The organism is Thioclava sp. FR2 (assembly GCF_051200875.1).
Taxonomy (GTDB): Bacteria; Pseudomonadota; Alphaproteobacteria; order Rhodobacterales; family Rhodobacteraceae; genus Pseudotabrizicola.
Window position 1 is genome coordinate 3,410,604 of the sequence record NZ_CP195191.1, and the last position, 25,398, is coordinate 3,436,001.

The 25,398-nt window shown below is 58.4% G+C and carries 30 protein-coding genes; 9 read left to right on the plus strand and 21 right to left on the minus strand.

The features are described 5' to 3' along the window. Nucleotides 1-270 precede the first annotated feature (270 nt). The 6 genes from ACSBLW_RS16460 (at nucleotide 271) to ACSBLW_RS16485 (ending at nucleotide 4,393) form a co-directional block, all read left to right on the plus strand. Nucleotides 271-774 (plus strand): YbjN domain-containing protein, encoded by a 504-nt coding sequence (locus ACSBLW_RS16460; RefSeq protein WP_435257680.1) that lies wholly within the window; start codon nucleotides 271-273, stop codon nucleotides 772-774. A 28-nt stretch (nucleotides 775-802) separates the two neighbouring features. Further along, nucleotides 803-1,624, plus strand: a complete 822-nt coding sequence (proC, locus tag ACSBLW_RS16465; protein ID WP_435260143.1) for a pyrroline-5-carboxylate reductase — start codon at nucleotides 803-805, stop codon at nucleotides 1,622-1,624. After that, entirely contained in the window at nucleotides 1,621-1,956 is a 336-nt protein-coding gene (locus ACSBLW_RS16470) for a tRNA-binding protein (protein ID WP_435257681.1), read from the plus strand. The genes proC and ACSBLW_RS16470 overlap by 4 nt, the downstream gene beginning before the upstream one ends. Next, entirely contained in the window at nucleotides 1,956-2,903 is a 948-nt protein-coding gene (locus tag ACSBLW_RS16475) for a 2-hydroxyacid dehydrogenase (protein WP_435257682.1), read from the plus strand. The genes ACSBLW_RS16470 and ACSBLW_RS16475 overlap by 1 nt, the downstream gene beginning before the upstream one ends. 90 nt (nucleotides 2,904-2,993) lie before the next feature. Further along, nucleotides 2,994-3,650, plus strand: a complete 657-nt coding sequence (locus ACSBLW_RS16480) for a sulfotransferase family 2 domain-containing protein (protein WP_435257683.1) — start codon at nucleotides 2,994-2,996, stop codon at nucleotides 3,648-3,650. A gap of 146 nt (nucleotides 3,651-3,796) precedes the next feature. After that, nucleotides 3,797-4,393 carry a Hint domain-containing protein gene (locus ACSBLW_RS16485; protein ID WP_435257684.1) on the plus strand — a complete coding sequence of 199 codons (597 nt, stop codon included), beginning with the start codon at nucleotides 3,797-3,799 and terminating at the stop codon, nucleotides 4,391-4,393. A 23-nt stretch (nucleotides 4,394-4,416) separates the two neighbouring features. Here ACSBLW_RS16485 and ACSBLW_RS16490 read toward each other — a convergent pair whose 3' ends face one another. The 8 genes from ACSBLW_RS16490 to ACSBLW_RS16525 all read right to left on the minus strand — a co-directional run bounded on the left by ACSBLW_RS16490 (nucleotide 4,417) and on the right by ACSBLW_RS16525 (nucleotide 12,090). Further along, nucleotides 4,417-6,615 (minus strand): 3-hydroxyacyl-CoA dehydrogenase NAD-binding domain-containing protein, encoded by a 2,199-nt coding sequence (locus ACSBLW_RS16490; protein WP_435257685.1) that lies wholly within the window; start codon nucleotides 6,613-6,615, stop codon nucleotides 4,417-4,419. Nucleotides 6,616-6,651: 36 nt separating this feature from the next. Continuing rightward, nucleotides 6,652-7,134: a hypothetical protein gene (locus ACSBLW_RS16495; protein ID WP_435257686.1), complete on the minus strand. Its 483-nt coding sequence runs from the start codon at nucleotides 7,132-7,134 to the stop codon at nucleotides 6,652-6,654. A 4-nt stretch (nucleotides 7,135-7,138) separates the two neighbouring features. Beyond that, nucleotides 7,139-8,350 (minus strand): acetyl-CoA C-acetyltransferase, encoded by a 1,212-nt coding sequence (locus tag ACSBLW_RS16500; RefSeq protein WP_435257687.1) that lies wholly within the window; start codon nucleotides 8,348-8,350, stop codon nucleotides 7,139-7,141. A gap of 12 nt (nucleotides 8,351-8,362) precedes the next feature. Then, nucleotides 8,363-8,998 carry a glutathione S-transferase family protein gene (locus tag ACSBLW_RS16505; RefSeq protein ID WP_435257688.1) on the minus strand — a complete coding sequence of 212 codons (636 nt, stop codon included), beginning with the start codon at nucleotides 8,996-8,998 and terminating at the stop codon, nucleotides 8,363-8,365. Nucleotides 8,999-9,093: 95 nt separating this feature from the next. After that, on the minus strand, nucleotides 9,094-9,306 hold the full coding sequence (locus tag ACSBLW_RS16510; RefSeq protein ID WP_435257689.1) for a hypothetical protein: 213 nt from the start codon (nucleotides 9,304-9,306) through the stop codon (nucleotides 9,094-9,096). A gap of 54 nt (nucleotides 9,307-9,360) precedes the next feature. Beyond that, nucleotides 9,361-11,136, minus strand: a complete 1,776-nt coding sequence (locus ACSBLW_RS16515) for an acyl-CoA dehydrogenase C-terminal domain-containing protein (RefSeq protein ID WP_435257690.1) — start codon at nucleotides 11,134-11,136, stop codon at nucleotides 9,361-9,363. 25 nt (nucleotides 11,137-11,161) lie between these two features. Further along, nucleotides 11,162-11,554 carry a MerR family transcriptional regulator gene (locus tag ACSBLW_RS16520; protein WP_435257691.1) on the minus strand — a complete coding sequence of 131 codons (393 nt, stop codon included), beginning with the start codon at nucleotides 11,552-11,554 and terminating at the stop codon, nucleotides 11,162-11,164. A 155-nt stretch (nucleotides 11,555-11,709) separates the two neighbouring features. Further along, complete coding sequence (locus ACSBLW_RS16525; RefSeq protein WP_435257692.1) at nucleotides 11,710-12,090, minus strand: MerR family transcriptional regulator; 381 nt, start codon at nucleotides 12,088-12,090, stop codon at nucleotides 11,710-11,712. Between the two features lie 106 nt (nucleotides 12,091-12,196). On the opposite strand from ACSBLW_RS16525, the gene ACSBLW_RS16530 reads away from it, so the two are divergent. Genes ACSBLW_RS16530 through ACSBLW_RS16540 form a run of 3 tightly spaced genes read left to right on the plus strand, consistent with a single transcriptional unit; the run spans nucleotide 12,197 to nucleotide 14,447 of the window. Continuing rightward, nucleotides 12,197-12,631, plus strand: coding sequence for a PaaI family thioesterase (locus ACSBLW_RS16530; RefSeq protein ID WP_435257693.1), 435 nt, complete (start codon nucleotides 12,197-12,199; stop codon nucleotides 12,629-12,631). Then, nucleotides 12,628-13,143, plus strand: a complete 516-nt coding sequence (locus ACSBLW_RS16535) for a PaaI family thioesterase (RefSeq protein ID WP_435257694.1) — start codon at nucleotides 12,628-12,630, stop codon at nucleotides 13,141-13,143. Before ACSBLW_RS16530 ends, ACSBLW_RS16535 begins: the two co-directional genes overlap by 4 nt. Continuing rightward, a complete protein-coding gene (locus tag ACSBLW_RS16540) occupies nucleotides 13,140-14,447 on the plus strand; it encodes an MATE family efflux transporter (protein WP_435257695.1) in 1,308 nt (435 codons plus the stop codon). The genes ACSBLW_RS16535 and ACSBLW_RS16540 overlap by 4 nt, the downstream gene beginning before the upstream one ends. Here the strand turns inward: ACSBLW_RS16540 and ACSBLW_RS16545 are convergent. From ACSBLW_RS16545 to ACSBLW_RS16605, 13 genes are all read right to left on the minus strand, one after another. Next, nucleotides 14,437-15,195: a TIGR02186 family protein gene (locus ACSBLW_RS16545; RefSeq protein ID WP_435257696.1), complete on the minus strand. Its 759-nt coding sequence runs from the start codon at nucleotides 15,193-15,195 to the stop codon at nucleotides 14,437-14,439. The two genes, ACSBLW_RS16540 and ACSBLW_RS16545, sit on opposite strands and share 11 nt — an antisense overlap. Beyond that, nucleotides 15,192-16,112, minus strand: a complete 921-nt coding sequence (locus tag ACSBLW_RS16550; RefSeq protein WP_435257697.1) for a sulfite exporter TauE/SafE family protein — start codon at nucleotides 16,110-16,112, stop codon at nucleotides 15,192-15,194. Before ACSBLW_RS16550 ends, ACSBLW_RS16545 begins: the two co-directional genes overlap by 4 nt. A gap of 77 nt (nucleotides 16,113-16,189) precedes the next feature. Then, a complete protein-coding gene (locus ACSBLW_RS16555; RefSeq protein ID WP_435257698.1) occupies nucleotides 16,190-16,993 on the minus strand; it encodes a purine-nucleoside phosphorylase in 804 nt (267 codons plus the stop codon). Further along, nucleotides 16,977-17,945 (minus strand): ABC transporter permease, encoded by a 969-nt coding sequence (locus ACSBLW_RS16560; protein WP_435257699.1) that lies wholly within the window; start codon nucleotides 17,943-17,945, stop codon nucleotides 16,977-16,979. The genes ACSBLW_RS16555 and ACSBLW_RS16560 overlap by 17 nt, the downstream gene beginning before the upstream one ends. Beyond that, nucleotides 17,945-19,060 (minus strand): ABC transporter permease, encoded by a 1,116-nt coding sequence (locus ACSBLW_RS16565; protein ID WP_435257700.1) that lies wholly within the window; start codon nucleotides 19,058-19,060, stop codon nucleotides 17,945-17,947. Before ACSBLW_RS16565 ends, ACSBLW_RS16560 begins: the two co-directional genes overlap by 1 nt. Then, a complete protein-coding gene (locus ACSBLW_RS16570) occupies nucleotides 19,060-20,637 on the minus strand; it encodes an ABC transporter ATP-binding protein (RefSeq protein ID WP_435257701.1) in 1,578 nt (525 codons plus the stop codon). Before ACSBLW_RS16570 ends, ACSBLW_RS16565 begins: the two co-directional genes overlap by 1 nt. Next, nucleotides 20,637-21,632: a BMP family lipoprotein gene (locus ACSBLW_RS16575; protein WP_435257702.1), complete on the minus strand. Its 996-nt coding sequence runs from the start codon at nucleotides 21,630-21,632 to the stop codon at nucleotides 20,637-20,639. The genes ACSBLW_RS16570 and ACSBLW_RS16575 overlap by 1 nt, the downstream gene beginning before the upstream one ends. Before the next feature lie 194 nt (nucleotides 21,633-21,826). Continuing rightward, entirely contained in the window at nucleotides 21,827-22,240 is a 414-nt protein-coding gene (locus ACSBLW_RS16580; protein ID WP_435257703.1) for a GNAT family N-acetyltransferase, read from the minus strand. Beyond that, nucleotides 22,233-22,886 carry a tRNA (adenosine(37)-N6)-threonylcarbamoyltransferase complex dimerization subunit type 1 TsaB gene (gene tsaB / locus ACSBLW_RS16585; RefSeq protein ID WP_435257704.1) on the minus strand — a complete coding sequence of 218 codons (654 nt, stop codon included), beginning with the start codon at nucleotides 22,884-22,886 and terminating at the stop codon, nucleotides 22,233-22,235. The genes ACSBLW_RS16580 and tsaB overlap by 8 nt, the downstream gene beginning before the upstream one ends. Beyond that, nucleotides 22,876-23,439: a NifU family protein gene (locus ACSBLW_RS16590; RefSeq protein ID WP_435257705.1), complete on the minus strand. Its 564-nt coding sequence runs from the start codon at nucleotides 23,437-23,439 to the stop codon at nucleotides 22,876-22,878. The genes tsaB and ACSBLW_RS16590 overlap by 11 nt, the downstream gene beginning before the upstream one ends. A gap of 74 nt (nucleotides 23,440-23,513) precedes the next feature. Continuing rightward, nucleotides 23,514-23,885, minus strand: a complete 372-nt coding sequence (locus tag ACSBLW_RS16595; RefSeq protein WP_435257706.1) for a diacylglycerol kinase — start codon at nucleotides 23,883-23,885, stop codon at nucleotides 23,514-23,516. A gap of 116 nt (nucleotides 23,886-24,001) precedes the next feature. Next, a complete protein-coding gene (locus ACSBLW_RS16600; protein WP_435257707.1) occupies nucleotides 24,002-24,457 on the minus strand; it encodes a universal stress protein in 456 nt (151 codons plus the stop codon). A 57-nt stretch (nucleotides 24,458-24,514) separates the two neighbouring features. Next, the gene (locus tag ACSBLW_RS16605) at nucleotides 24,515-25,378 is read right to left on the minus strand and encodes a branched-chain amino acid aminotransferase (protein ID WP_435257708.1); all 864 of its coding nucleotides are present in this window, start codon (nucleotides 25,376-25,378) and stop codon (nucleotides 24,515-24,517) included. Nucleotides 25,379-25,398: the final 20 nt, after the last annotated feature.

The window sequence follows — 25,398 nt, forward strand, 5'->3', positions numbered from 1 at the left end:
CGTAGGGTATGTGCGCTTAAGGCATACATTCAAGGTAGCGAATTGGGAACGATCCGAACGGGCAGTTTGGCCATTCTTTGGTCTGTATTGCTGTGGCTGCTTCATTTGTGGAGTTGTCCACAAGAGATTTCATAAGAAATCGCTTTACAGGCTTTCGCTTCTGCAACACCATATCTAGTAAGGACTGCGTCAGGCAAACGCAGAGCCTTGCCAGACACCCAGCATCCTGTGGGTCAGTGGCTTGCAGGGGCATCATCAAGAGGCCGGGCGATGTCACTTTCTGAAGACTTCCTTTCAACGGATGAAATTCATCCCATCGACATTGTCGAGACCCTTGCTGAACATCACGAGTGGGAATTCGACCGTGTCACGGATGACCAGATTGCTATGGCCGTTGAAGGGCAATGGCGGACCTATTCGCTGACCTTGGCATGGTCGCAGCAGGATGAGACGCTGCGGTTGATCTGCACCTTCGAACTTGAGCCGCCGGAAGGGCGCCTCAACGCGCTTTACGATGTCATGAACCGGTGCAATGACATGGTTTGGACGGGGGCATTCACCTATTGGGCCGAGCAAAAGCTGATGGTCTGGCGCTATGGGTTGGTGTTGGCCGGTGGTCAAAGCGCGGGGCCCGAGCAGATTGATCGGTTGATCGCCAGTGCGGTTATGGCGTCTGAACGGTTCTATCCGGCATTTCAGCTTGTTGGCTGGGGGGATAAATCCCCGGAAGCTGCGGTAAAGGTTGCCATTGCCGAGGCCTACGGTCGGGCCTAACCTCTGCCCCGTGAAAACGGGGAAGATCATGACTCTGGAAAAGATCAACAGCCGCGGGATTGTCATTCTGGGCTGCGGAAAAATGGGATCGGCCATGCTGGAAGGCTGGCTGGGACGAGGATTGGCACCTTCGGCCGCTTGGGTTGTCGACCCAAACCCATCGGATTGGGTAAAGGGCTTGCAGGCAAACGGGCTTCATCTGAATGAAGGTATGCCTGAATTGCCTGCCGTGGTGCTGATTGCCGTCAAGCCACAGATGATGGGGGCCGCATTGCCCCAAATCGCCGGATTTGCGGGCAAGGATGTGCTGGTGCTTACCGTCGCCGCGGGTACCACGATTGCGACTTACGAACAGGTTTTCGGCGCCAAGACCCGAATTGTGCGGTCGATGCCGAATACGCCAGCAGCGGTCGGCCGCGGGATTACCGCCATCATCGGCAATTCTGCCAGCGGGGAAGAAGATTTGGCTTTGGCCGAAGAATTGCTTTCTGCTGTCGGGCAGGTGGTGCGGTTGCAGGACGAGCACCAAATGGATGCAGTGACTGCGGTTTCCGGATCCGGGCCGGCCTATGTGTTTCATCTGATTGAGGCATTGGCAGCGGCCGGCGAGGCCGAAGGATTGCCTTCCGATCTTTCCATGAAACTCGCGCGGGCCACGGTGACCGGAGCAGGGGAACTGGCCCATCAGGCGCCTGAAGCTGCTTCGCAACTACGGATAAACGTGACTTCGCCGGGCGGAACGACAGCGGCGGCCCTGACCGTGCTGATGGACCCGGAAACGGGCTTCCCGGCTTTGCTACGTCGCGCGGTCAAAGCGGCGGCGGATCGCGGGCGGGAGTTGGGTAAGTGACCATTTCCTATGATGACTTTGCAAAAGTCGACATTCGCGTGGGGCGGATCACGCGCGCCGAACCATTCCCCGAAGCACGAAAACCTGCCTACAAACTTTGGGTCGATTTCGGCGCCGAGATCGGGGAAAAGCGTTCAAGCGCCCAGATCACAAAGCACTACACCGTGGAAGGACTGGTTGGCCAATTGGTGATGGGGGTGGTGAATTTTCCACCACGTCAGATTGGCAAGGTGATGTCTGAGGTGCTGGTTCTGGGAGTGCCGGATGCCGAGGGCGAAGTTGTGCTGCTACAACCCAATAAAGACGTGCCTTTAGGCGGGAGGATGTTCTGATGAAGCTCTTGATCACGCGGCCTTTGCCAGATGCGGTCATGCAGGCTGCAGGGGCTCGGTTTGAGGTGACGGCGCGTGCCAGTACCCTGCCGCTTAGCCCAGATGAATTGCGTGCCTCGCTGCGCGACTTTGATGTGGTGCTGCCGACGCTGGGTGACCTTTACAAGGCCGAGGTTTTTGCCGACGTGCCCGCACCGCGGGCGCGGATGTTGGCCAATTTCGGCGTGGGTTATAACCATATCGACGTTGCTGCGGCGCGGGCGGCAGGGTTGGCGGTCAGCAATACACCGGGGGCCGTGACTGATGCCACTGCCGATATCGCAATGACCCTGATCCTGATGACTGCACGCCGTGCCGGGGAAGGCGAACGTCTGGTCCGAAGTGGAAGATGGGAAGGCTGGCATCCCACGCAGATGCTGGGCCTGCATGTCTCTGGCAAGCGGGTGGGGATCATCGGAATGGGGCGCATCGGCAAGGCGATCGCAAGGCGCTGTCAGGCGGGCTTTGGGATGGAGGTAACCTTCTACAATCGCTCTCCGGTCGATGATCCGGGTGTTCCAGCGCGGCAGGTCAGCATGGCCGAGGCTTTGTCGGCCGATGTCGTGGTCTTGGCTGTTCCCGGGGGCAAAGAGACCCATCACCTGATGAATGCTTCGGCCTTTGCGCAGATGAAGCCACATGCCCTGTTCGTGAATATAAGCCGGGGCGATGTGGTTGAAGAGGCCGCGTTGATTGGGGCGCTGGAGTCTGGCCAGATTGGTGGAGCGGGACTTGATGTCTATGAGTTCGAGCCAAAGGTGCCTTCAGCGCTGATGGAGAGAGAGAACGTGACGCTGTTGCCGCATCTTGGAACAGCAGCGTTAGAGGTGCGGACGAATATGGGGATGATGGCGGTGGACAACCTGATCGCCTTTGCCGAAGGCCGTCAGCTTCCGAACGCGGTCTGATCTGGTGCGAGACGGCTTCATCCTTCAATGGCAATGCTGGCCAAGGGGGCTCTATGCCCCCGAGGACAGCTGCCCTTTGCACGGTCAGCCATGATCATATCACGCGGGCGCCGATATATCTTTGTGCATATCCCCAAGACGGGGGGAACGGCGCTGTCATTGGCGCTTGAGGCGCGCGCCATGAAGGATGACATCCTGATCGGGGATACCCCAAAGGCGCGGGCCCGAAAAGGGCGGCTGGCCGGAGTTCGCACGGCGGGGCGTCTGTGGAAACATTCGACGCTGGCTGATATTGAGGGCTTGGTCAGCGGAGAAGAAATTTCCAGTTTCTTTACCTTTGCTCTGGTCCGTAATCCGTGGGACCGAATGGTCAGCTATTACCATTGGCTTCGTGTCCAAGGTTTTGGTCATCCAGCAGTGTCCTTGGCAAAGACGCATGACTTCTCGTCTTTCCTGAACCATCCCCAAACTCAGGCAGGCCTTACCTATTGGCCCTATGAGGCCTATCTGCGCGACCGGCACTGCGTGGACCGATGCAGCCAGTATGTCAGGCTGGAACGCCTGGAGGAGGATCTGGCCCCGGTTGAGGCGCATCTTGGATTTCGGATCAGGCCAGAGCGGGCTAATCATTCCGATCGAGTTGCCGATTGGCGGGGCTATTTCTCCGACGCGGATGCCGCACTGATTGCGCGCCTCTGTGCCGAAGATATCGCACGGTTTGGCTACACATTTGACGGGTTGCGCTAAAGCCTTCTGAATTGCCATGATTTGGCCATCGTAGGGCTAAAGCTTTGCCGTATCGGTCAAGCAGTGTCTGGTCCTGTTTCAGGGGCGGTGTGTCCGGCCCGTCCTGATTGACTGACGGCAATGCAGACCAGCGTAAAGGATCATCCATGGTCTGGATGGGTTCGGAACGGCCAATAGCGGGAGCAGCCACGGTGGTCGCCGAGGGCCTCTTTGCCATGACGCCGGTGGCCACGCCAGAGGGATGGGTTCCAGCAGGAGAGTTGGGGCCCGGTGATGCGGTTCTGACCTTTGACAACGGTGTTCAAACGGTTTCGACCGTCTACTCGGCCCCCTTTCAGGATGCCCCTGCCGAACTCTGGCCGCTGCGGGTGCCAGCTTGGGCTTTGGACAATCGCGATGAAATCGTCCTGTTGCCACAGCAAAAGATCTTGTTGGAAAGCGATCTGGCCGAGCAGATGTATGGTGATCCTTTCGCGTTGATCCCCGCCGAAGCCCTAGAGTTCTGGCGAGGGATTGCGCGGTTCAAGCCCTCGGTCGGGCAAGAGATCGTGCAACTTTGTTTTGAAGCACCGCAGGTTCTTTACGCCAGCCGCGGTGTGCTTTTGTCTTGTGCCGGTCAAAACTGGGCACGCGAGGATTGGGCTGACCCCGGGTTTTCGTCCTATAGCGGCGCACAAGCGCGGCATTTGGTGGCCTGTCATATGGCCGAAGAAGTTGGGGCCAGCCTTTGCAAGGAAAGCTGACCCCGATCTTCAAACGTGGGTAGTTAGGCTGCCTTGACGGCTTTGGCCGGATAGAAGACCTCTCCCTTTGCGGCCATATCGCGCAGCATCTTGGGCGTTGTGAAACGAGCCCCGAACCGAGCGGTGAGGTCGTCGCAAATCTCGGAAGCGCGTGCCGCGCCGATGATGTCGAGCCAACCGAAGGGGCCACCCGACCATGGCGCAAAGCCCCAGCCAAGGATCGCGCCGACATCGCCTTCGCGAATATCCATCAGAACGCCTTCTTCGAATGCGCGGACCGCTTCCAGAACCTGTGACATCAACAGGCGTTGCTGAACTTCGGTCAGATCGGGCTGGTCGTCCGCCACTGGATATTTTGCGGCCAGACCGTCCCAAAGACCCTGACGCTTGCCCGCTTCGTCATAGGCGTAGAAACCGGCATTGGCTTTTTTGCCCATGCGACCTTGATCTGCCATCCAGAACAGAACCTCGTCTACCGCTCCATCCGGATAGGCGTCTCCCATGGCGGATTTTGTGGCCTTGGCGATCTTGACACCAAGGTCGATCGAGGTTTCGTCCACCAGCTGCAGCGGACCAAGCGGCATGCCGACCAGTTTCGCGGCATTCTCGATCAGCGCAGGTTCCACGCCTTCGGCGACCATGCGGATGCCTTCGTTGATATAAGGGATGATGCAGCGGTTCGCATAGAAGAAGCGGGCATCATTGACGACGATCGGCGTCTTGCGGATCTGGCGCACGAAGTCCAAGGCCTTGGCAACGGCACGGTCGCCAGTGGCTTTGCCGCGGATGATTTCCACCAGCATCATCTTGTCGACGGGCGAGAAGAAGTGAATGCCGATAAATTGCTCGGGCCGCTTGGAGGCCTTTGCCAGCATGGTGATTGGCAGGGTCGAGGTGTTCGAGGCAAAGATACAGTCCTCGCCAATCACGGCCTCGACCTTTGCGGTCATCTCGGCTTTCACAGCGGGGTCTTCGAACACGGCTTCGACGATCAGATCGCAGCCTTGCAGAGCATTCAGGTCAGGTGTCGCGGTGATGCGGCCAAGAACTTGTTCCTTTTTCTCGGGCGTCACCTTCTTGCGGGCCATGCCCTTGTCGAGGATGCCTTCGGAATAGGATTTGCCCTTGTCAGCGGCGGCTTGGTCACGGTCGATCAGAACCACTTCGATCCCGGCTTGGGCCGAGACATAGGCAATGCCTGCACCCATCATGCCGGCACCAAGGATGCCCACTTTCTTGACCGACTGGTCCGGGGCTTCGGGGCGGTTGGCACCCTTCTCCAAAGCTTCCTTGTTGATGAACAGGCTGCGGATCATTGCCGCCGAGGATGGGTTCATCAGCACGGCAGTGAAATGGCGCGCCTCAATCTTCAGGGCGGTGTCAAAGGGCACCATTGCGCCTTCGTAGACGGCACCAAGCAGCGCCTTCGCTGCTGGATAAACGCCCATCGTCTTGCCGTGCACCATCGCATTCGCGCCGACAAAGGTCATGAAGCCCGCGGGGTGGTAGGGCGCGCCGCCGGGCATCTTGTAGCCTTTCGAATCCCATGGCTTGACCAGATCGGCATCCTTTGCCGACAACACCCACTCCTTGGCGCGGGCCAAAAGGTCGGCGGGGGCCACGATCTCGTCAATCAGGCCAGCGGCCTTGGCGCTTTTGGGGTCTGACAGTTTGCCTTCCAGCAGGAAGGGGGCTGCAGCCATCGCACCCATCTTGCGGACAAGGCGCGTTGTACCGCCCATGCCCGGGAAAATCCCGACCATGATTTCGGGCAGGCCGATCTTGGCCTTTGGGTTGTCAGCCGCAATGATGCGGTGGCAGGAAAGGGGAATTTCGAGACCGATCCCCAAGGCCGTGCCGGGAAGGGCGGCCACGATCGGTTTGCCCCCCTTCAGCGTCTTCGGGTCCATGCCGGCGCGTTCGATCTTGCGCAGGATGCCATGGCAGCGCATCAGCCCGTCCATCAGACCCTTGGCCGGATTATCGCCCGCTTCGGCCTTCATCCGCGCGATCACGTTCAGGTCCATCCCGCCGGCAAAGCTGTCGGGCTTGCCACTGGTGATAATGATGCCCTTGACCGATGCCTCGGCCAGCGCTTGCGTGACCAGCCCGTCCAGTTCGCCCCAGCCTTCAAGGCTGAGGACGTTCATGGATTTGGACTTAACGTCCCAGATGATGGTCGCAACGCCATCTGCGTCGGTGGTCATGGTGAAATCGGTCATAGTCTCGTCCTCTCGCGCCTTGCGGTGGAATGTCAGTCAGCTTCGCCCCAGCGAGATGCCCAAGCGCGCCAGTTCGCGCCTTTGCTCTTCGGCCAGGTCGGGGCTGAGAATTGTGATGTCCCTGTTCGAGGTTTCGGCCTCGATCACCACGCCCTTCCAGCGGTCGTGACGATGCAACAGGGTCATGCGGTTCAAGTAGCTGGGGCAAACGGGTTCGCCGTCGCAGGTGATCCGTGTTTCGTGGATGCCAACGATCATGTCGCCACGTCCGTTGATAAATCGCGCTGCAATGCAAGTCCGGCTATAGCTGTCGGCCCCCATCGCGATCATCTGCTCACGAAACTCGGTCACTGTGATTGTCATCTCATCCACCGACGCGATGATCAGTGCCGCATCCTCGGTCACCATCGAGTTTGGGATCGCCAGATGGTCAAGAATGGTCACCACATCGCCGCGCCAAAGCGCCCCCGACACGGCGTCGAGGTTCGCTTGATAGACGCAGGCGGCAGACAGCCCCACTTTTTCAGACCCTTTCGATAATCGTCGCGGCACCCATACCGCTGGCGATACAAAGCGTGGCAAGGCCAGTGGATTTTCCGGTTCTTTCCAGTTCGTCCAAAAGCGTGCCGATGATGATGGCACCAGTAGCACCCAGCGGGTGGCCCATGGCAATGGAACCGCCGTTCGGGTTGACCTTGGCCGGGTCGACGTCAAAGGCCTGCATGAAGCGCAGGACGACAGAGGCAAAGGCCTCGTTCACCTCAAACAGGTCGATGTCCTTGATCGACATGCCCGAGTCTTTGAGGATCTTTTCGGTCACAGGAACTGGGCCTGTCAGCATGATCGTCGGATCGGTCCCGATTTTGGCCGTGGCGCGAATGCGGGCGCGGGGCTTCAGGCCATAGGCCTCGCCAAATTCCTTGCTGCCAATCAGGACGGCGGCGGAACCGTCAACGATGCCCGACGAATTGCCTGCGTGGTGGATGTGGTTGATCCGTTCCAGATGCGGGTACTTCATCAGCGCAATCTTGTCGAACCCGGGCATGACTTCACCCATGTCCTTGAAGCTGGCCTTCAAGCTGCCAAGCGCCTGCATGTCAGTGCCCGGGCGCATATATTCGTCGTGATCCAGAATGGTCAGGCCGTTCTGATCGGTGACCGGAACGACTGACTTGGCAAAGCGATTGTCCTTCCATGCCTCGGCGGCACGGCGCTGGGATTCAACAGCCAAGGCGTCAGCCTGATCGCGGGTAAACCCGTATTGCGTGGCGATGATGTCAGCCGAAATGCCTTGTGGCACGAAATAGGTTTTCATCGCCAGCGACGGATCGACGGCAATTGCTGCCCCGTCCGAGCCCATGGCAACGCGTCCCATCATCTCAACACCGCCGGCGATATAGGCTTGGCCTGCGCCTCCCTTCACCTGATTGGCGGCCAGATTGACGGCCTCCATTCCCGAGGCGCAGAAGCGGTTGATGGCAAGGCCGGGGATGCGTTCGTCAAGGTCCGACAGAAGCACAGCGGAGCGGGCAAGGCAGCCGCCCTGTTCGCCAACTTGGGTCACGTTGCCCCAGATCACGTCTTCGACGGCATGGCCTTCAAGGCCGTTACGGTCCTTGATCGCGTTCAGCATCTTGGCCGACAGGGCGACGGAAGAGACTTCGTGCAAGGCACCATCCGGGCGGCCTTTGCCGCGTGGGCTGCGGATGGCGTCATAGATATAGGCTTCAGTCATTCGTCTTCTCCTTCACGCCCGATCCGAGGGATTGCCGGGCATCAATTCGTACGGTTGTTTCCAGCCGGGCAGGGCCGCAATGCGGTTGAGCCAGGCGTCGATATGGGGCCAGTCGGCGCGGTCAAAGCCGAAGGGTTCGGGATAGTAGAGGTACCCGCAGCAAGACAGGTCCGCGACGGTAGGGCCGTTGCCCACAACCCAGTCACGTCCATCCAGATGATCGTTCAGCACCTTGTAGGCGGCTTTCAGTCGGCCTTGCAGGAAGGGGACGACCCCAACTGGGCGCTTTTCTTCCGGCAAGAAGTTTTGAAGAAAGCGCGTGGTGCCGATCTGGGTGGAAAGCTTGTGATTGTCCCAAAGAATCCAGCGCAGGATCTCGCGCCGATCTGCCTCAGACGAGCCACCAAGTTTCCCGGATTTTTCGGCGATATGGGTCAGGATAAGACCAGATTGCGACAGCGTCACATCGCCGTCGATTAAAACGGGCACTTCGCCCATTTCGTTGATGGCGCGGAATTCCGGGCTGCGGGCCGCGCCGTTGAAGAAATCAACAAATTCCGGCTGCCAATCGCTGCCGGTCAGTGCCAAGGCCAGCGCACACTTATAGGCATTGCCGCTTTCGCCAAAGCAATAGAGACGAGCTGTCATCTCTTCCTCTCTCCCCTTTTCCCCGGTGGCTTGCGCCGGGGGTTTTCCATCTCCGGATCCCCGGAAGATATTTGGGAACAGATGAAAGCCGACGCTCAGCGTTTGCGATCATCCAGTTCCGAGTTGAACAGCCTGAGCCTGTGGATCAGATTGTCCTTGTCCGTCACGCTGTCGAAATGTTCGAACAGGAATGACAGGGCTTCTCCCTCATCTAAACCGGCTTCACCTGCGAACCGCTTTAATCGGCGGTAGCCGTCCTCGGTCATGGCGACCGGAAAACGGCGGGTAAGGCGAAAGCGTTTAGGCATCGGGCAGTCTCCGGCTTTTGGGGCGCGGGTGTTCGCGCCCCGGTTGCCGGCAGCTTAGAACGCTTCGGCGGCCAGCGCCATGACTGGATCGGCGCCGGTTTCGATGCGCGCGAGGTGCATGGCACAGGCGGGCAGTTGGCGCGCCATGTAGTAGCGGCCCGTTGCGATCTTGGTCTGATAGAAGTCCTTGTCCGCGGCTCCTGCGTCCAACGCCGCGTAGGAGGCCTTGGCCATGCGGGTCCACATCAGGCCAAGGCAAACATGGCCCATCAGATGCATGAAGTCATAGCTGCCCGACAGTGCGGCATTGGGGTTCTTCATGCCCTGCTGCATAAAGAACATGCCGGCCTGCTGAAGCTGCTTCGACGCCACTTTCAAAGCATCGGTAAAGCCCTTCATCCGGTCGTCGCCGTCATGGGCCTTGCATTCGGCCTTGACCATTTCGAAGAAGGCCATGACATGCTTGCCGCCGTCCTGTGCCAGTTTGCGGCCGACAAGGTCAAGCGCCTGAACGCCGTTGGCGCCTTCGTATATCATGGCGATCCGGGCGTCGCGGGCGAACTGGGACATGCCCCATTCTTCGATATAGCCGTGGCCGCCATAGACCTGCTGGGCCTGAACGGCCATGTCAAAGCCTTTGTCGGTCTGGAAGCCCTTGATCACCGGGATCATCAGGCTGACTAGGCCTTCAGCGGCAGCGTCGTTCTGGCGGACCGACCGGTCGATCAGATGGGCCGCCCAGAAGGTCAAGGCGCGGGCACCTTCGACAAAGCTTTTCTGATCCATAAGGTTGCGGCGGATATCGGGGTGAACGATCAGCGGATCGGCCGGGCCATCTGGATTTTCAACGCCGGTAATTGCGCGGCCCTGCAGGCGGTCCTTGGCGTAGGCAAGCGCGTTCTGATAGGCGGCTTCGGCCTGCGCATAGCCTTGTAGGCCAACGCCGAGGCGGGCTTCGTTCATCATGGTGAACATGGCCCGCATGCCCTTGTGCAGATCCCCCAACAGCCAGCCGGTGGCGCCGTCATAGTTCATGACGCAGGTGGCATTGCCGTGGATGCCCATTTTCTCTTCGATCTTGCCGCAGGACAGGCTGTTGCGCGCGCCAAGCGAGCCATCCTCGTTCACAAGGAACTTTGGCACGATGAAAAGCGAGATTCCCTTGGTGCCTTCACCGCCACCCGGAGCTTTGGCAAGGACCAAGTGGATAATGTTTTCGGCCAGGTCATGTTCGCCGGCAGAGATGAAGATCTTTTGGCCAGTGATCTTGTAGCTGCCATCGGCCTGCGGTTCGGCCTTGGTCCGCATCAGACCCAGATCTGTACCGCAATGCGGCTCGGTCAGGTTCATGGTGCCGGTCCAGTCGCAGCTAACCATCTTTGGCAGATACTTGGCCTTTTGCTCGGCCGTGCCATGTGCATGGATTGCTGAATACGCTCCGTGGGTCAGGCCCTGATACATGTTGAAGGCCATATTGGCCGAGACGAAAATCTCACCCACCGCGGTGCCCATCAGATAGGGCAGGCCCTGACCGCCATATTCCGGATCACAGTCAAGCGCGGTCCAGCCCCCCTCTTTCATCGCCTTGAAGGCCGCGTCAAATCCTTTGGGGGTGCGAACAACACCATTTTCCAGATGGCAGCCTTCTTTGTCGCCAACGGCATTCAGAGGGGCGAGCACATCCGAGGCGACCTTGCCCGCTTCTTCAAGAACGGCTGAAGTGAAACCTTCGTCCAGATCGGCATAGCCCGGCACATCAGAGGCGGAAACCTTCAAGACGTCATGCAGCAGGAATTGCATGTCTTTGGCGGGGGCGGTGTAGGTGGGCATCGTCTCTCTCCCTTCGGAAACGGTCTTATTCGGCAGCCTGACGCAGAGCGGCGATCATCCGCTCACCCTCTGCGAGTTCGGCTTTCAATTCCTTAATTGCGACATCCAACTCGGCCCTTTGGGACTCCATCTGGATCAGTCGCTCTTTGGCCAGATCATAGGTTCGGATCGCTTGCATGGCGTTCGACCCGTCGCGCTCGTACAGATCCAGAACCTGACGAATATCTTCGAGGCTAAATCCAAAACGCTTGCCACGCAGGATCAGCTTCAGACGCGCCCGATCACGCTTGGTAAACAGCCGGCGCGATCCTTCGCGGATGGGCGAAAGCAATTCCTTGGATTCGTAAAACCGCAAGGTCCGGGGCGTGACGTCAAAAGCATCACACATCTGGCGGATCGTCATCACGTCGTTCGGCATAGGCATACTCTGATGGCACAGGGATCAAACTGTGGAGCAGATGATCTCGATGACTGAGTCTTACCAGAGTGCTTTACGTTTACGTCAGCGTAACGTCACGTCACGGATGTGGCTGACGTGTCGGAAGGCGAAGAATATTCCAAAATGACCCTGGGTCACGAAAGTTTCGATATCTCGTCAACCGTAGTTGCCCGCAGGGCTTTCAGATCTTCAATGGTTGAATCCAGTTCAGCCCGCTGCTTTTCAAGTTCCCCAAGCTGGCGGTCCGCCATACCCAAGAAAGTCTCCAACTGTTCTTGGGTGCCTTTCTGACGATAGATCAGCAGCCACTGACGAATTTCTTCAAGCGAAAAGCCAAAACGCCGACCACGCAGAATAAGCGTCATCCGCGCAACCTCTCGCGATCCGTAAAACCGGGCGCGGCCTTCCTTTTCCGGGGACAAGAGCTCTATGTATTCGTAATAGCGCAATGTGCGCGGTGTGACGTCGAACTTAACGCACATTTCCTTGAAACTAAGACGACTTGTATCGGGCATCACGGTCCTCCGGAAATCAAACTAAGCGGTGAACCAATTTCGCGCAACATGTCTGCGAGCCCTTGCTAAGTCGGAATAGGGCGCGAATATGGGCCAGAGGAATTCCATGACCGATCTGATCCGAATAGCCCGCCAGTTCATCGAAGCCATCCCGCATGCGCGGGCTCTTGGCATGACCTTCGAAAGCCTCGGGGATGGCAAGGCAGCCATCACCATGCCTTATGACCCCCGTTTCATTGGTGATCCCGCAACGGGCGTGATCCATGGCGGCGCGGTCTCGGCGCTTATGGATACAGCCTCGGGTGCGGCGGTCATGTGTCACCCCTCTGCCCCCGGCGCGACGGCGACGCTTGATTTGCGGATTGATTATTTCCGGGCCGCCACGCCGGGACAAGCGATCACAGCGCGCGCGGAATGCTATCATGTGACCCGTTCCGTGGCGTTTGTGCGGGTGACCGCAACCGATGAGGACGAGACCCGGCCAGTCGCCGCGGCCAATGGTGCCTTTACGGTGGATGGCACAAGCGGAAAATCCAAATGATCAAGAAACGTCCCGAGCCGGTTCAAGTTGTCAAACAGCGCCGAGATGCTGCCCTGAATGCGTTGGTCACCGGTGTGCCCTATATCGCCTATCTGGGTATTCAGTTCGAACGCCGCGGAGATGAGTTGACTGCCATTCTGCCGTTTGACGAAAAACTGATTGGCAACCCGCTTCTGCCGGCCTTGCATGGCGGAGTAACGGCGGCATTTCTGGAAGTCGCAGCGGTAATCGAATTGTCTTGGTCGGGGCTATGGGAAGATATGGAGGCCGGCCACATCGACTTGAATGCCGGTTTGGGGGCGATCAGGTTTCCCAAAACGATTGACTTCACCGTTGATTATCTGCGCTCTGGTCTGCCCCGGGATGCCTATGCGCGGGCGCGGATTAACAGGTCCGGGCGCCGTTACGCCAGTGTTCATGTCGAGGCTTGGCAAGACAATCGGGCGCGCCTTTTCGCGCAGGCAACGGGTCACTTCCTGATGCCGACGTCGCCAGGTGCAACGGCCGAATGACGGCAGTCACGAATCGTCGCATCTGGGCGATCAGTTGGCCTATCATTCTTTCCAATGCTTCGATCCCGTTACTGGGTGCGGTCGATACTGCGGTTGTAGGACAAATGGGAGCGGCGGCCCCCATTGGCGCGGTCGGTCTTGGTGCGATTATCCTTTCTTCCATTTATTGGATTTTCGGCTTTCTCAGGATGGGAACGACAGGCCTTGCGGCGCAGGCGCATGGCGCGGGCAATGAGAGCGAACGGGCAGCGATCCTGTTTCGTGCTCTGCTGATCGGACTTGGCGCGGGCGCGCTGATCATTCTGGCGCAGGTCATTATAATCTGGGGGGCCTTCCTGCTTGCCCCGGCTTCAGACACTGTCGAGACTTTGGCGCGCGAGTATCTGTCGATCCGTATTTGGGGGGCGCCTGCGACCATTGCGCTTTATGCGGTTAATGGCTGGCTGATCGCTGTTGAACGGACCAGAAGTATTCTTTTCCTTCAGCTGTCGATCAGTGGGCTTAATGCCTTCTTGGATGTCGTCTTTGTCTTGGGGCTTGGCGGCGGGGTTGCTGGTGTCGCAAGTGCTACGCTCATTGCCGAATGGACTGGTCTTGGCATTGGGCTTTGGCTTTGTCGAGATGCGATCATAGGCCTTTGGACGCAGGCAATTCAGCGGATAAGTGATGCCGATGCGTTGCGTCGGATGTTGGCTGTAAACGGCGGCATCATGTTGCGAACTGTTTTGCTTCAAGCAGCCTTCACCTCCTTTCTGTTTCTCTCGGCGGGGCAGGGAGATGAGGAACTCGCTGCCAATCAAGTCCTGATGCAATTCTTGTCCATCATGTCCTATGCGCTGGATGGTTTTGCCTTTTCCGCCGAGACGCTTGTCGGTCAAACCGTTGGGGCAAGGCAACGGTCTGAACTTGAGCGAGCAACGCAGCTTTCGATGCGGTGGGGACTTGGTGGAAGTGTCTTGCTTGCCGGTGTGTTCTGGCTTGGAGGCGGAGCAATCATCGACGTAATGACCACAGCACCAGACGTCCGCAGCCTTGCCAGAGAGTTTTTGCCGTGGGTCGTCTTGGCCCCAATCCTAGGGATCATCAGTTGGATCTATGACGGCATCTTCATCGGCGCTACAGCCAGCCGGGCAATGGTTCTGTGCATGGCAATTTCGGTCGCCGTATACGGACTAAGTCTGTTTGTGCTGCTTCCGATGGCCGGAAATCACGGGTTATGGGCCGCATTGATGCTGCTCTTTGTCCTGCGTGCAGCAACAGCCCACGCTTTTTGGCCGGGGATCAAGCGCGATCTTAGGATTTGATCAGGCGGAATGCGGTCGAGGCCCCATAACCCGCGGCAACGGCGATCAACAATGACAGCACGCCATAAATGAACGGCTGCTCGCGCGACAGGTTGGTCAGAAACCGTTCTAAACCTTCCTTGCGGACATTGATGTGTCGTTCGATGTTGTCGACGATAACGCCGTCACGGGTCAGAAAGATTCGAACGCGGTACATGCCTTCGGTAAGGTTCGCGGGCAGCGCAACATCGGTTCGGAAAAGCGTTGCTTCGGTCAGTTGGACAGTGCGTTCGTCTAGCCGGTACTGACCTTCATTTTCACGGATCCGCAGCAGCGCTTCGACAAAGGTCGGCGAGTCTTTCGCCTGCGCGCTGATACCAACCGCCCGAATGGCGCGGGGGATGGTGATCTGGTGACGCAGATCCTCGGTCGCGGTCAGAATCTTGTCCAGAAAGCCTGTTGTGGCAACTGCATAGAAGGATGGAGCCTTACCAATCTGAACGACATCAGTATTGACCCAAATACCAAGGCGCCGTTCCTTTTTGCGGACCTTCAATGAAGTCGATGGACCTTCGACCGTGATGATCACATGCAGCGGTGCATTTTTCGGAATAGGTTCGTCTCGCTTGACCGCGCCATAGATCAGAATTTCCGACCCATCGAAATCTGCGGTGATCGAGACCCTGCTTTGGCTCAGACCCGCCACGATGGCTTCCTCGGCCATCACGGGCACTGCAAGCAAAAGCCAAAGGAGAACTGCGCGGATCATGGCAGCACTCCGGGCGCAATCGTATAAAGCTCTGCGGGGCGCAGCAACAGGTCCAGTGCGATCTTGACCGACACCGAAATAACCAGAAGCGAGAGCAGAATGCGCAACTGTTCCGCTTTCAGCCTTCCGCTTAACATCGCGCCGAACTGGGCCCCAATGACGCCCCCAAGGATCAAGAGGATGGCCAGCATCATGTCGACGGTGTTGGCTGTGACCGCGTGCATGATCGTTGTGAAAGCTGTCACGAAGATGATCTGGAAAAGCGAGGTGCCAATCACCACCTTCGTCGGCATGCCAAGCAGATAGATCATTGCGGGAACCATGATGAATCCGCCCCCGACGCCCATGATGGCGGCAAGGAAGCCGACCAATGCCCCAACGCCAAGCGGCGGTAGCACCGAAATATACAGCCCCGACGCGCGGAACTTCATTTTGAATGGCAGGCCATGAATCCAATTATGGGTGTGCGCCCTGCGGATCGGGCCCCCCGCTTTCTTTGAGCGTAAGATTGCGCGGGCGCTTTCCAGAAACATCGTGATTCCGATGAACCCCAGAAAGAACACATAGGAAAGCTGAACCAGCAGGTCGACCTGCCCTTTTGCTGTCAGCCATGCAAAGACCCAGACGCCCGAACTGGACCCGATAAGGCCGCCGATCAACAAGACCAGCCCCATGCGCAAGTCCACCGCCTTGCGTTTCAATTGGGCCAGAACCCCGGAAATCGAAGAGGCGACAACCTGATTTGCACCGGTTGCCACGGCGATTGCTGGTGGGATGCCAATGAAAAACAGAAGCGGTGTAATCAGGAAACCGCCGCCCACACCGAACAGTCCAGACAGGAAGCCAACGATGCCCCCGATCCCAAGAAGGAGGAAGGCGTTGACCGATACTTCGGCGATAGGAAGATAAAGCTGCATCGCGGGGCCCGAGGTAGAAGGGCGTTGGAGTCAAAGGGTTGCGCCCCTTTGTCGACGAAGTCAAACGGCGATGCGCCTCATCGGAGGCTGTTTAAGTAATGTCGAAGGATGCGTTCCAGTTTTGTCGCACCCAAGGGTGCCATGGCCTTCGTATGCTCATGGCTGATCTTCTCGTCCGACATGCCCGCAGCCATGTTTGTGATGGTTGAAATCGCCGCAACCTTTAGCCCCATGAATCGGGCGAGGATCACTTCGGGCACTGTCGACATGCCGACAGCGTCTGCGCCCAAGAGTTTCAACATACGGATTTCTGCAGGTGTCTCAAAGCTGGGGCCTGAGTACCAGATATACACCCCATCTTTCAGGTCGATCCCACAGGCCTTGGCGCTATCGCTCAGCGCCTTTCGAATGTCAGGGTCATGGGCGTCGGTCATCGGAACAAAGCGGGCATCTGTCCGCTCGCCAATCAGCGGGTTGCGCCCGTTGTAGTTGATATGATCGCTTAGCAGCATCAGATCGCCCGGCGGAATATCAGGCCGCATTGATCCGGCAGCATTGGTCAAAATCAAATGATCCGCCCCAAGATCCTTAAGCACTTCAATGGCCGGACGCATCGCAGCAGAATTGCCGTTCTCATAGAAATGTTCTCGCGCACCAAAAACGGCCACGCGAACACCTTCCAGCATTCCAATGTGCAAATGAGGATTGTGCCCTGATACGCCGACATGCGGGAAACCGGGCAGGTCACCATAGGGAATGGCAACACCATCGACCGCATGGGCCAGATGCCCCAGACCTGACCCAAGGATCAGGCCCAGTTTGACCGGTTCCTCTCCTGCGCGTGCTCGGATTGTGGCAAGCGCTTCAGCGTTCCTTGACATAGGGCTCGCCTCCTGCGCGCGGGGGGATGGCCTTCCCGACAAAGCCTGCCAGCACCAGAACGGTCAGCACATAGGGCAGCGCGTCAAGGAAAGGTACCGGAATCTTGACCTGTACAACGGCTTGAACCACGTCAGGACGCAGGGCAAGTGCCTGGAAGAACCCGAACAAAAGACAGGCCCACATCGCCGCAACTGGACGCCATTTAGCGAAAATCAACGCGGCAAGCGCGATGTATCCACGGCCAGCGGTCATCTCTCGGCCGAAACCGGCTTGCAGCGCAGTCGCCATATAAGCCCCGGCAACTCCACAAAGAACACCGGTGATCGCCACAGCCGCAAAGCGAAGGCCCACGACCGAAACACCCGCCGTATCCACGGCAGCGGGGTTTTCCCCTACAGCGCGCAGACGCAGACCAAAGCGCGTGCGGAACAGCACCCACCAAGTCAGCGGCACAACGAGGAAAGCGAGGTAGACAAGGATCGAATGGCCCGAGATCACCTCAAAATAAAGCGGCCCCAGCAGCGGGATGTCTTTCAACGCCTCGGCACCGGGGAGCGTGATCGGGTTGAACCTGGCATCACCGGTCAACGGTGGCGTGCGCCCGCCCTGACGGAACAGGGCCTGCGCGATCAGCACCGTAATCCCAGAGGCAAGGAAGTTCAGCGCCACGCCCGAAATCAACTGGTTGCCCCGGAACGTGATTGACGCAATCCCGTGGATCGCGGCGAATACCAGCGACGCGCCAATTCCTGCCAACAATCCGGCCCAAGCTGAGCCTGTCAGGGCGGCGACAGCCCCTGCGGCCATGGCGGCTGCCAACATTTTGCCTTCCAGCCCGATGTCGAAAATACCGGCGCGTTCGGAATAAAGGCCGGCAAGACAAGCCAGCAAAAGCGGCGTTGCAAGGCGCAGAGTTGTGTCCAACATCTGGAGAAGCGTTGCATAATCCATTACGCAGCCCCCCCGTTGCTTTGTGCCGATTTGACCACCCGGAACAGCGCGAAGATGCGCACCAAAAGCATCCGCACCATCATATCCAGCGCGCCTGTGAACAGGATCACGAGACCCTGCACTACGATCCGCATTTCAATCGGAATCGAAGTCCATAGCCCAAGTTCCGCCCCGCCTTGGTACAGGAACCCAAACAGCAAAGCTGCCAGAACAACCCCGATCGGATGGTTGCGCCCCATCAGTGCCACGGCGATCCCGATAAAGCCCGCGCCTTCGGACGAGTTCTGCAACAGCCGCTCGGCCTCGCCCATCACGTTGTTGATGCTCATCATCCCGGCCAAAGCGCCTGAGATCAGCATGGCGATGATGGTGATGCGTACCGGGCTGATCCCCGCATATTTCGCGGCTTGTTCCGATTTTCCGAAAGCGCGGATTTGGTAACCAAGTCGCGTTCGCCACAGAAGTGCCCAGACCACTACGGCCATGGCCAAGGCAATGAACAGCGTGACGTTGGCGGGCACAGCCTTTGTGAAGATCAGGTTGAACACCGGAATGTCATTCAGGGCAGGCAGCTTTGCGCCTTCTCCAAAACGGGCCGAAGCCGGGTCCATCTGCCCAGCCGGGCGCAGCACGTCAACCAGCAGGTAAACCAGAAGCGCTGCTGCTATATAGTTGAACATGATCGTTGTGATCACGATGTGGCTGCCGCGCTTTGCCTGCAAATAGGCCGGAACGGCCGCCCATGCAGCACCAAAGGCCGCCGCGCCCAAAGTTGCGGCAACAAGGGCGAGGGTCCAGTGCGGCCATGGAAATGCAAGGCAAACGACCGCCACGCCCAGACCGCCCAGTTGGGCCTGACCTTCGCCGCCGATGTTGAACAGGCTGGCATGAAAAGCGACCGTCACCGCCAAACCGGTAAAGATGAAACTGGTTGCGTAATACAGCGTATAGCCCCAGCCATAGGCTGAACCCAACGCGCCATCGACCATGACTTTCAGCGCCTCGGACGGGCTTTGCCCAATCGCCAGCAACACGATGGCCGAGATGATCGCAGCAAGCAGCAAGGATATCAGCGGCACAAGGGCGATATCTGCCCACTTTGGCAAACGGTCCATCAGGCGACCTCCCCTTTGCCCGTCATCCCGGCCATCATCAAGCCAAGTTCACGTTCATTCGTCTTTTCCGGATCGCGGAAGCCCATCAGCTTGCCATCAAACATGACGGCAATGCGATCTGACAGGCTCATGATCTCATCAAGTTCCACACTGACCAGCAAGATCGCCTTGCCTTGGTCACGCAGCGCGACAATCTGTTTGTGGATGAATTCGATTGCGCCGATATCCACGCCACGCGTCGGTTGACCAATCAACAAGAGGTCCGGGTTGCGTTCAATTTCCCGCGCCACGACGATCTTTTGCTGGTTCCCGCCCGAGAAACTCTTGGCGGCTAAAGTCGCAATCGGCGGTCGCACGTCAAAGGTCTGCATCTTCTTTTCGGTGTCTGCCCGGATTGCATCATTGTTCATGAATAAGCGCGACTTCTGATACTTGGGGTCGTTGAAATAGCCGAAGGCCACGTTTTCCCAAGCGGTAAAGTCAAGGATCAGCCCGTGATGATGGCGGTCCTCGGGGACATGGGCAATGCCGGCCGACCGTCGGCTTTGTCCATCAGCACCCTTGCCCGAAAGCGGCAGATCAGCGCCGTTCATCGTAACCTTGCCAGAGGCGCGGATCATCCCGCCCAAGGCTTCCAGCAACTCGGTCTGCCCGTTTCCGGCAACGCCCGCGATGCCCAGAATTTCTCCGGCGCGAATGTCGAAGCTTACGCCTTTCAGGCGCTCAACCCCATGCTCATCCCGCACCCGTAGATCTTGCACCGAAAGAATGGTGTCGCCCACAATTGCAGGCTTCTTTTCGACTTCCAGCAACACCTTGCGGCCTACCATCAGTTCCGCCAATTGCTCGGGGCTGGTTTCGGCCGTTTTGACGGTGGCGACCATTGTGCCGCGCCGCATGACGCTGACATTGTCGGTCGCCTCCATGATCTCACGCAGCTTGTGCGTGATCAGAATCACGGTTTTTCCCTGATCTTTCAAACCTCGCAGAATGCGGAACAGGTGATCCGCCTCATCCGGGGTCAACACGCCGGTTGGTTCATCTAGGATCAGGATGTCGGCCTGACGATACAGGGCTTTGAGGATTTCGACACGCTGCTGGTGGCCGACCGAAAGATCCTCGATCAACGCATCGGGATCTACGTCCAGTTCATATTCCTCGGCCAGTTCTTTCAGCACCCTGCGTGCCTTGGTCAGCGAGGTGTTCAAAAGCTGGCCTTCTTCGGCCCCCAAAATGATGTTTTCCAGAACCGTAAAGTTCTGAACCAGCTTGAAATGCTGGAAAACCATCCCGATACCGGCGCGAATGGCGCTCTGGCTGTCAGGAATGGCGGTCAACTTTCCGCTGACAAAAATCTGGCCGGCGTCGGCTTTGTAAAACCCGTAAAGGATTGACATCAGGGTGGATTTCCCCGCGCCGTTTTCGCCGATAATGCCGTGGATAGTGCCTTTGGGCACGGCAATGTTGATGTCTTTGTTGGCCTGAACCGGGCCAAAGGCCTTGGAGACGCCCTTGAGTTCGATGGCAAAGGGGGCGGCAGTTGCCTGCCGCCCCATGTTTTCCGCCGAGGCGACCATCAGAATGTCGCGGCCGGGCAGGTGTTGTCGGACATGTAGTCGTGAACGACCAGCTCACCCGACTTGATCTTGGCAGCCGCCGCGTCAACAGCAGCCTGCATTTCCGGGGTCACGAGCGAGGCGTTGTTCTCGTCCATCGCATAGCCGACGCCGTCATTTGCAAGGCTCATTACGTTGATGCCGGGCGTCAGGTTTTCGGCTTCCTTGAAGGCTTCATAAACGGCATTGTCGACGCGCTTCAGCATCGAGGTCAGAACCTTGCCCGGATGCATGTAGTTCTGGTTCGAGTCGACGCCGATCGACAGAATGCCTTCGTCGGCAGCAGCCTGCAGAACGCCAACGCCCGTGCCGCCAGCAGCAGCGTAAATCACGTCTGCGCCTTGGGCTTTTTGGCCCTTGGCCAGTTCAGCGCCCTTGACCGGGTCATTCCATGCGGCAGGGGTGGTGCCCGTCATGTTCAGAATGACGTTTGCATCTGCATTTGCAGCCTTCACGCCTTGTGCGTAACCGCAGCCAAAGCGGCGGATTAGCGGGATGTCCATGCCGCCGATGAAGCCAACGGTGCCCGTTTTCGATGCCATTGCCGCCATCATGCCGACAAGGAACGACCCTTCGTGCTCTGTGAAGACGACCGATTTGACGTTCGGCTGATCAACAACCATGTCGACGATCGCGAATTTGGTGTTCGGGAAATCCGGGGCGACGGTGTTCAGAACGTCACCAAAGGCAAAGCCGGTCATGACAACAGGGTTTGCACCTGCTTCGGCCAGACGGCGCAGAGCCTGCTCACGCTGAGCTTCGTTCTGCATTTCCAGCTCTTTGTAGGTGCCGCCGGTTTCCTTGGCCCACTTTTCGGCGCCGTTATAGGCGGCCTCGTTGAAGGATTTGTCGAACTTGCCGCCAAGGTCGAAGATGATCGCCGGTTCCGCGGCAGCAACGCCAGCGGTCAGGGCCAGCGCACCGGCTGCGCCCATCAGGTGCTTCATCATGGTCATGGAGATTCTCCCGGTTGTCGTTTGTGACGAATGTTTTTTTGTAAGTCCCTGACCTGCCCACGCCAGGCGTGACAGGGATCATCGTCAATTTAGGTCAGGACAGATGCAAAGGGTCAAGGGGCATTTGCGGGACGCTGCGTCTGATTTGACCCTTCGATCAAAAAATCAGCCCCTTTCCGGTGGCTGACCCTGCGTCAGATGGGGCGTGCCATGATTTTGGCATCAATCGCGGTGCCGTTTGGGTCTGAATAATAGGCTTTGCGCAATCCTGTGGGTGCGAATCCAGCAGACAGATAAAGGTCAATTGCCGCGCTATTTGTAGCAGCGACCTCAAGAAGGGCCTGTTCTGCATTCCGCTTAGCGGCTTGTTCCAGGAAGGCTGCGACCAGCCTCCGCCCGATTCCCTTGCGCCGTTCCAATGGGTCCACGGCAAGGGTCAGCAACTCGGCTTCGCCCGCAATCACCCGCCCCATCAGAAATCCACCCGATTCGGCGCAAACGAACACCAGAGGGCTGGAAAGCAGGCTGACGATCTCCGCCTCTGACCAAGGGCGCGGGGTTGTGAAACTGGCTGCGTGAAGGCGCGCGAATTCGGCGGTGTCAGGCATCAAGAATGACCGGGGGCGGATCAGATGGGGGGGCGGCGTCGGCACCGCGCATGTAGAATGGGGCAGGCCTTTCTTGCGGGTGGTCCGCCTTGGTCAGGGCCACTCTTGCGATTGCTTCGGCCAAGGGATGGCGCGGACCAGCCACGGTTAGCCCATGCTGGCTTGCGTAAAGTTCTGCAAGTTCGCCAATGACTTGTGTTCCTTCTGGTGCGGAAAATCCGGTCGGCAGATCGCCGGATTGCAGCAATTCTGCCGCGGTGTCCGGGGTGAACGCCTGCACATAGGCCATCCCGCGTCGCGCATCTTGGGCAATCAGCGTCGGTCTTGCTTGGCCAAAGGCGAGTGCCTGAAAAGTGGTGACGCCAATTGCGGGTATCGACAGACCCAAAGCCAAACCACGGGCCGCGGCGACAGAAATCCGGACTCCGGTAAAGTTTCCGGGGCCAGTTCCGACGCCGATCAGATCAAGATCAGCCCACTTGATCCCGGCCTCATCCAGCAATTCCTGCAACAAAGGCATCAACCGTTCGGCCTGCCCTTTTGCCATTTCTTCGTTACGGGTCAGGCACTTGCCGTCAGGTAAAAGCAAAGCGGCGGCGCAATGCGCCGCCGATGTGTCGAAAGCCAGAACCGTCTTAGGCGGCAACGGGACGAACCTCGGTCACTTCTGGAATATAGTGGCGCAGCAGGTTTTCGATGCCCATTTTCAAGGTCAGTGTCGAAGAGGGGCAGCCAGCGCAAGCCCCCTGCATGTGTAGGTAAACGACGCCACGATCAAAGCCGTGGAAGGTGATGTCGCCACCATCCTGAGCCACGGCTGGTCGCACGCGAGTATCTAGCAACTCTTTTATTTGCTTAACAATTTCAGCATCTTCGCCGGAATGTTCCGCATGTCCGCCCGCGGCTTTCGCCTCACCTTCCATGACCGGCGCGCCGGACTGGTAGTGCTCCATGATGGCGCCGAGGATGGCCGGTTTGATGTGTTGCCAATCAACCGATTCAGATTTGGTCACGGTGACGAAATCGGTGCCGAAAAAGACGCCTGTGACGTTTCCTGTCGCGAAGATACGGCTGGCCAAAGGCGATTTGGCAGCGGCTTCGGCACTGGGAAAATCGGCGGTGCCGATTTCAAGCACGGTTTGACCCGGCAGGAATTTCAGCGTGGCTGGGTTCGGGGTGGACTCGGTCTGGATGAACATGGCTATCTCCGACAGTTCCACTCGGATATGCGCCCTTGGCCTTGCCAAGTCAAGTTTGGAACCGTTCTAAAGGGTCAGAGAAACAGGGCCCAAAGCAGGTAAAGCGCGTTTGCGCCGATCAGGCAGGCCACCGCGAAAGAGCCTAAGTCTTTGGCATTCTTTGCAAACTGAGACCATTCCGGCGAAAGGTGGTCGACGATTTCTTCCAGCGCGGTGTTCAGAGCCTCGACCGCCATCAGCATCAGCATCAGGATCAGGAAGCCCAGAACGCGCGGCAGTTCGACACCCAAAAGCGGCAGAGCGATCAGGCCTGCAAGGGCGGCAAAGGTCTCTTGGCGAAAGGCCGACTCTTGCAGCAGGCGCTGAAAGCCCATGAAAGAATAGCTGGCCGCAGCGAAGAAATGGGCGACGCCTGTCTTGCGCTGCGGTTTGATCTTGTCGGTCACTTTGCAGTCTGCCTGTTCTGGGTTCCGCGAAATGCGGCGTGTGCATGCCGTGGTATAGCCGTGGTTTTTCCGTGTTACATCCGTGGGCACAACCTGCCCCACGCATGACAACGGGGTCAGGTGATGCTTTCCAGCCGTTCTTTCGACATATCGCCGGGAACGATCGTCAGGGGAACTGGCAGGTTGCCCGAGTTTTTCGACATCTGCGTGACCAGCGGGCCGGGGCCGGATTTGTCGGTTCCCGCACCCAAGACCAGCACGCCGATTTCCGGGTCGTCCTTGACCAGTGACAAAATCTCGGTCACCGGGTCACCTTCGCGGATCACGAGGTCGGGGTTGACCCCCTGCTTGTCACGCATCCATTTCGCAAAGACTTCGAAATGCGCCTCGATCCGTTCGCGGGCTTCGGCGCGCATCAGATCGGCCACGCCGATCCAGTGCTGAAACTCTTCGGGTGGAATGACCGACAGAATGGTCACGCCGGCCCCGGTATGGGCCGCGCGCAAGGCGGCAAAGCGCATGGCGTTCAGGCATTCGCGGCTGTCATCCAGCACGACGAGGAATTTCCGCATGTTTCTGTCTCCCCTGCGAGGCGCATATTGAGCGAGGCTTTGGCGACTTGTCCAGTCTTAGCCCTGCGAGGCGGCCCATTCCCAATAAAGGCGGCGCGCGCGTTCGGTCATTTCACGGGTCTTGTATTCGACATCGTCGAAAGCGCGGACAGAAGTGACCTTGGCGAAGTTGCCAGAAAGAAAGATTTCATCGGCATTGCGGGCATCGTCGAAGGACAGAACGGTTTCGATCACCTCGACCCCATCGGCCCTCAGGTTGGCAATGTGGCGGGCGCGGGTGATCCCGGCAAGGAAGGTGCCGTTGGGAATGGGCGTGAATACGGTGCCGTCCTTGACCAAGAACACGTTGGCCGTGGCGCTTTCGGCCAGATTGCCCATCGCATCCGCCGCAAGCGCGTTGCCAAATCCCTTTTGCCGCGCCTCGACCAGCATACGGGCGTTGTTGGGATAAAGGCATCCGGCCTTGGCGTTGCAGACGTTGTCTTCCAAAACCGGGCGGCGGAACCGGGTGCGGGTGACGGTGGTCTGGAAGTCATCGGGTGGCATGGCGACCTGTTCAAGGCAGATGGCAAAGCCGGTAGAGCCGGGTTTGGGGTTCACCCCTAGATCGCCGCCGTCGATGGCCCAATACATGGGGCGAATATAGACCGCCTGATCGGGACCATAGGCGCGCAGCCCCTCGCGGGTGATTTCCTCGATTTCGCCCGCATCCATCGTGGGTGTAATCATCAGCGCCTCGGCGCTGCGGTTGACGCGGGCGCAGTGCAGCGAAAGGTCGGGGGCAAGGCCGCGCGCATAGCGGGCGCCGTCAAAAACGGACGATCCCTGCCAAAGGCCATGATCCGCGGCGCGCATGACGGGCACATCGCCGTCGTGCCATTTGCCGTCAAACCAAGTGCGGATGTTGGTGCCGAAGGACATATGGCCTCCTCCCTTCTGTC

Bases quoted from the DNA above. Each gene is read 5' to 3' on its own strand.
- ACSBLW_RS16460 (WP_435257680.1), top strand. From the start codon at position 271: ATGTCACTTTCTGAAGACTTCCTTTCAACGGATGAAATTCATCCCATC.
- ACSBLW_RS16550 (WP_435257697.1), bottom strand. From the start codon at position 16,112: ATGCAGCTTTATCTTCCTATCGCCGAAGTATCGGTCAACGCCTTCCTC.
- ACSBLW_RS16530 (WP_435257693.1), top strand. From the start codon at position 12,197: ATGACCGATCTGATCCGAATAGCCCGCCAGTTCATCGAAGCCATCCCG.
- ACSBLW_RS16500 (WP_435257687.1), bottom strand. From the start codon at position 8,350: ATGACTGAAGCCTATATCTATGACGCCATCCGCAGCCCACGCGGCAAA.
- ACSBLW_RS16475 (WP_435257682.1), top strand. From the start codon at position 1,956: ATGAAGCTCTTGATCACGCGGCCTTTGCCAGATGCGGTCATGCAGGCT.
- proC (WP_435260143.1), top strand. From the start codon at position 803: ATGACTCTGGAAAAGATCAACAGCCGCGGGATTGTCATTCTGGGCTGC.
- ACSBLW_RS16605 (WP_435257708.1), bottom strand. From the start codon at position 25,378: ATGTCCTTCGGCACCAACATCCGCACTTGGTTTGACGGCAAATGGCAC.
- ACSBLW_RS16545 (WP_435257696.1), bottom strand. From the start codon at position 15,195: ATGATCCGCGCAGTTCTCCTTTGGCTTTTGCTTGCAGTGCCCGTGATG.
- ACSBLW_RS16590 (WP_435257705.1), bottom strand. From the start codon at position 23,439: ATGTTCATCCAGACCGAGTCCACCCCGAACCCAGCCACGCTGAAATTC.
- ACSBLW_RS16600 (WP_435257707.1), bottom strand. From the start codon at position 24,457: ATGCGGAAATTCCTCGTCGTGCTGGATGACAGCCGCGAATGCCTGAAC.
- ACSBLW_RS16560 (WP_435257699.1), bottom strand. From the start codon at position 17,945: ATGGATTATGCAACGCTTCTCCAGATGTTGGACACAACTCTGCGCCTT.
- ACSBLW_RS16525 (WP_435257692.1), bottom strand. From the start codon at position 12,090: ATGCCCGATACAAGTCGTCTTAGTTTCAAGGAAATGTGCGTTAAGTTC.
- ACSBLW_RS16520 (WP_435257691.1), bottom strand. From the start codon at position 11,554: ATGCCGAACGACGTGATGACGATCCGCCAGATGTGTGATGCTTTTGAC.
- ACSBLW_RS16490 (WP_435257685.1), bottom strand. From the start codon at position 6,615: ATGACCGATTTCACCATGACCACCGACGCAGATGGCGTTGCGACCATC.
- ACSBLW_RS16505 (WP_435257688.1), bottom strand. From the start codon at position 8,998: ATGACAGCTCGTCTCTATTGCTTTGGCGAAAGCGGCAATGCCTATAAG.
- ACSBLW_RS16540 (WP_435257695.1), top strand. From the start codon at position 13,140: ATGACGGCAGTCACGAATCGTCGCATCTGGGCGATCAGTTGGCCTATC.
- ACSBLW_RS16570 (WP_435257701.1), bottom strand. From the start codon at position 20,637: ATGGTCGCCTCGGCGGAAAACATGGGGCGGCAGGCAACTGCCGCCCCC.
- ACSBLW_RS16535 (WP_435257694.1), top strand. From the start codon at position 12,628: ATGATCAAGAAACGTCCCGAGCCGGTTCAAGTTGTCAAACAGCGCCGA.
- ACSBLW_RS16565 (WP_435257700.1), bottom strand. From the start codon at position 19,060: ATGGACCGTTTGCCAAAGTGGGCAGATATCGCCCTTGTGCCGCTGATA.
- ACSBLW_RS16515 (WP_435257690.1), bottom strand. From the start codon at position 11,136: ATGCCCACCTACACCGCCCCCGCCAAAGACATGCAATTCCTGCTGCAT.
- ACSBLW_RS16555 (WP_435257698.1), bottom strand. From the start codon at position 16,993: ATGTCAAGGAACGCTGAAGCGCTTGCCACAATCCGAGCACGCGCAGGA.
- ACSBLW_RS16485 (WP_435257684.1), top strand. From the start codon at position 3,797: ATGGTCTGGATGGGTTCGGAACGGCCAATAGCGGGAGCAGCCACGGTG.
- ACSBLW_RS16575 (WP_435257702.1), bottom strand. From the start codon at position 21,632: ATGACCATGATGAAGCACCTGATGGGCGCAGCCGGTGCGCTGGCCCTG.
- ACSBLW_RS16580 (WP_435257703.1), bottom strand. From the start codon at position 22,240: ATGCCTGACACCGCCGAATTCGCGCGCCTTCACGCAGCCAGTTTCACA.
- ACSBLW_RS16510 (WP_435257689.1), bottom strand. From the start codon at position 9,306: ATGCCTAAACGCTTTCGCCTTACCCGCCGTTTTCCGGTCGCCATGACC.
- ACSBLW_RS16480 (WP_435257683.1), top strand. From the start codon at position 2,994: ATGATCATATCACGCGGGCGCCGATATATCTTTGTGCATATCCCCAAG.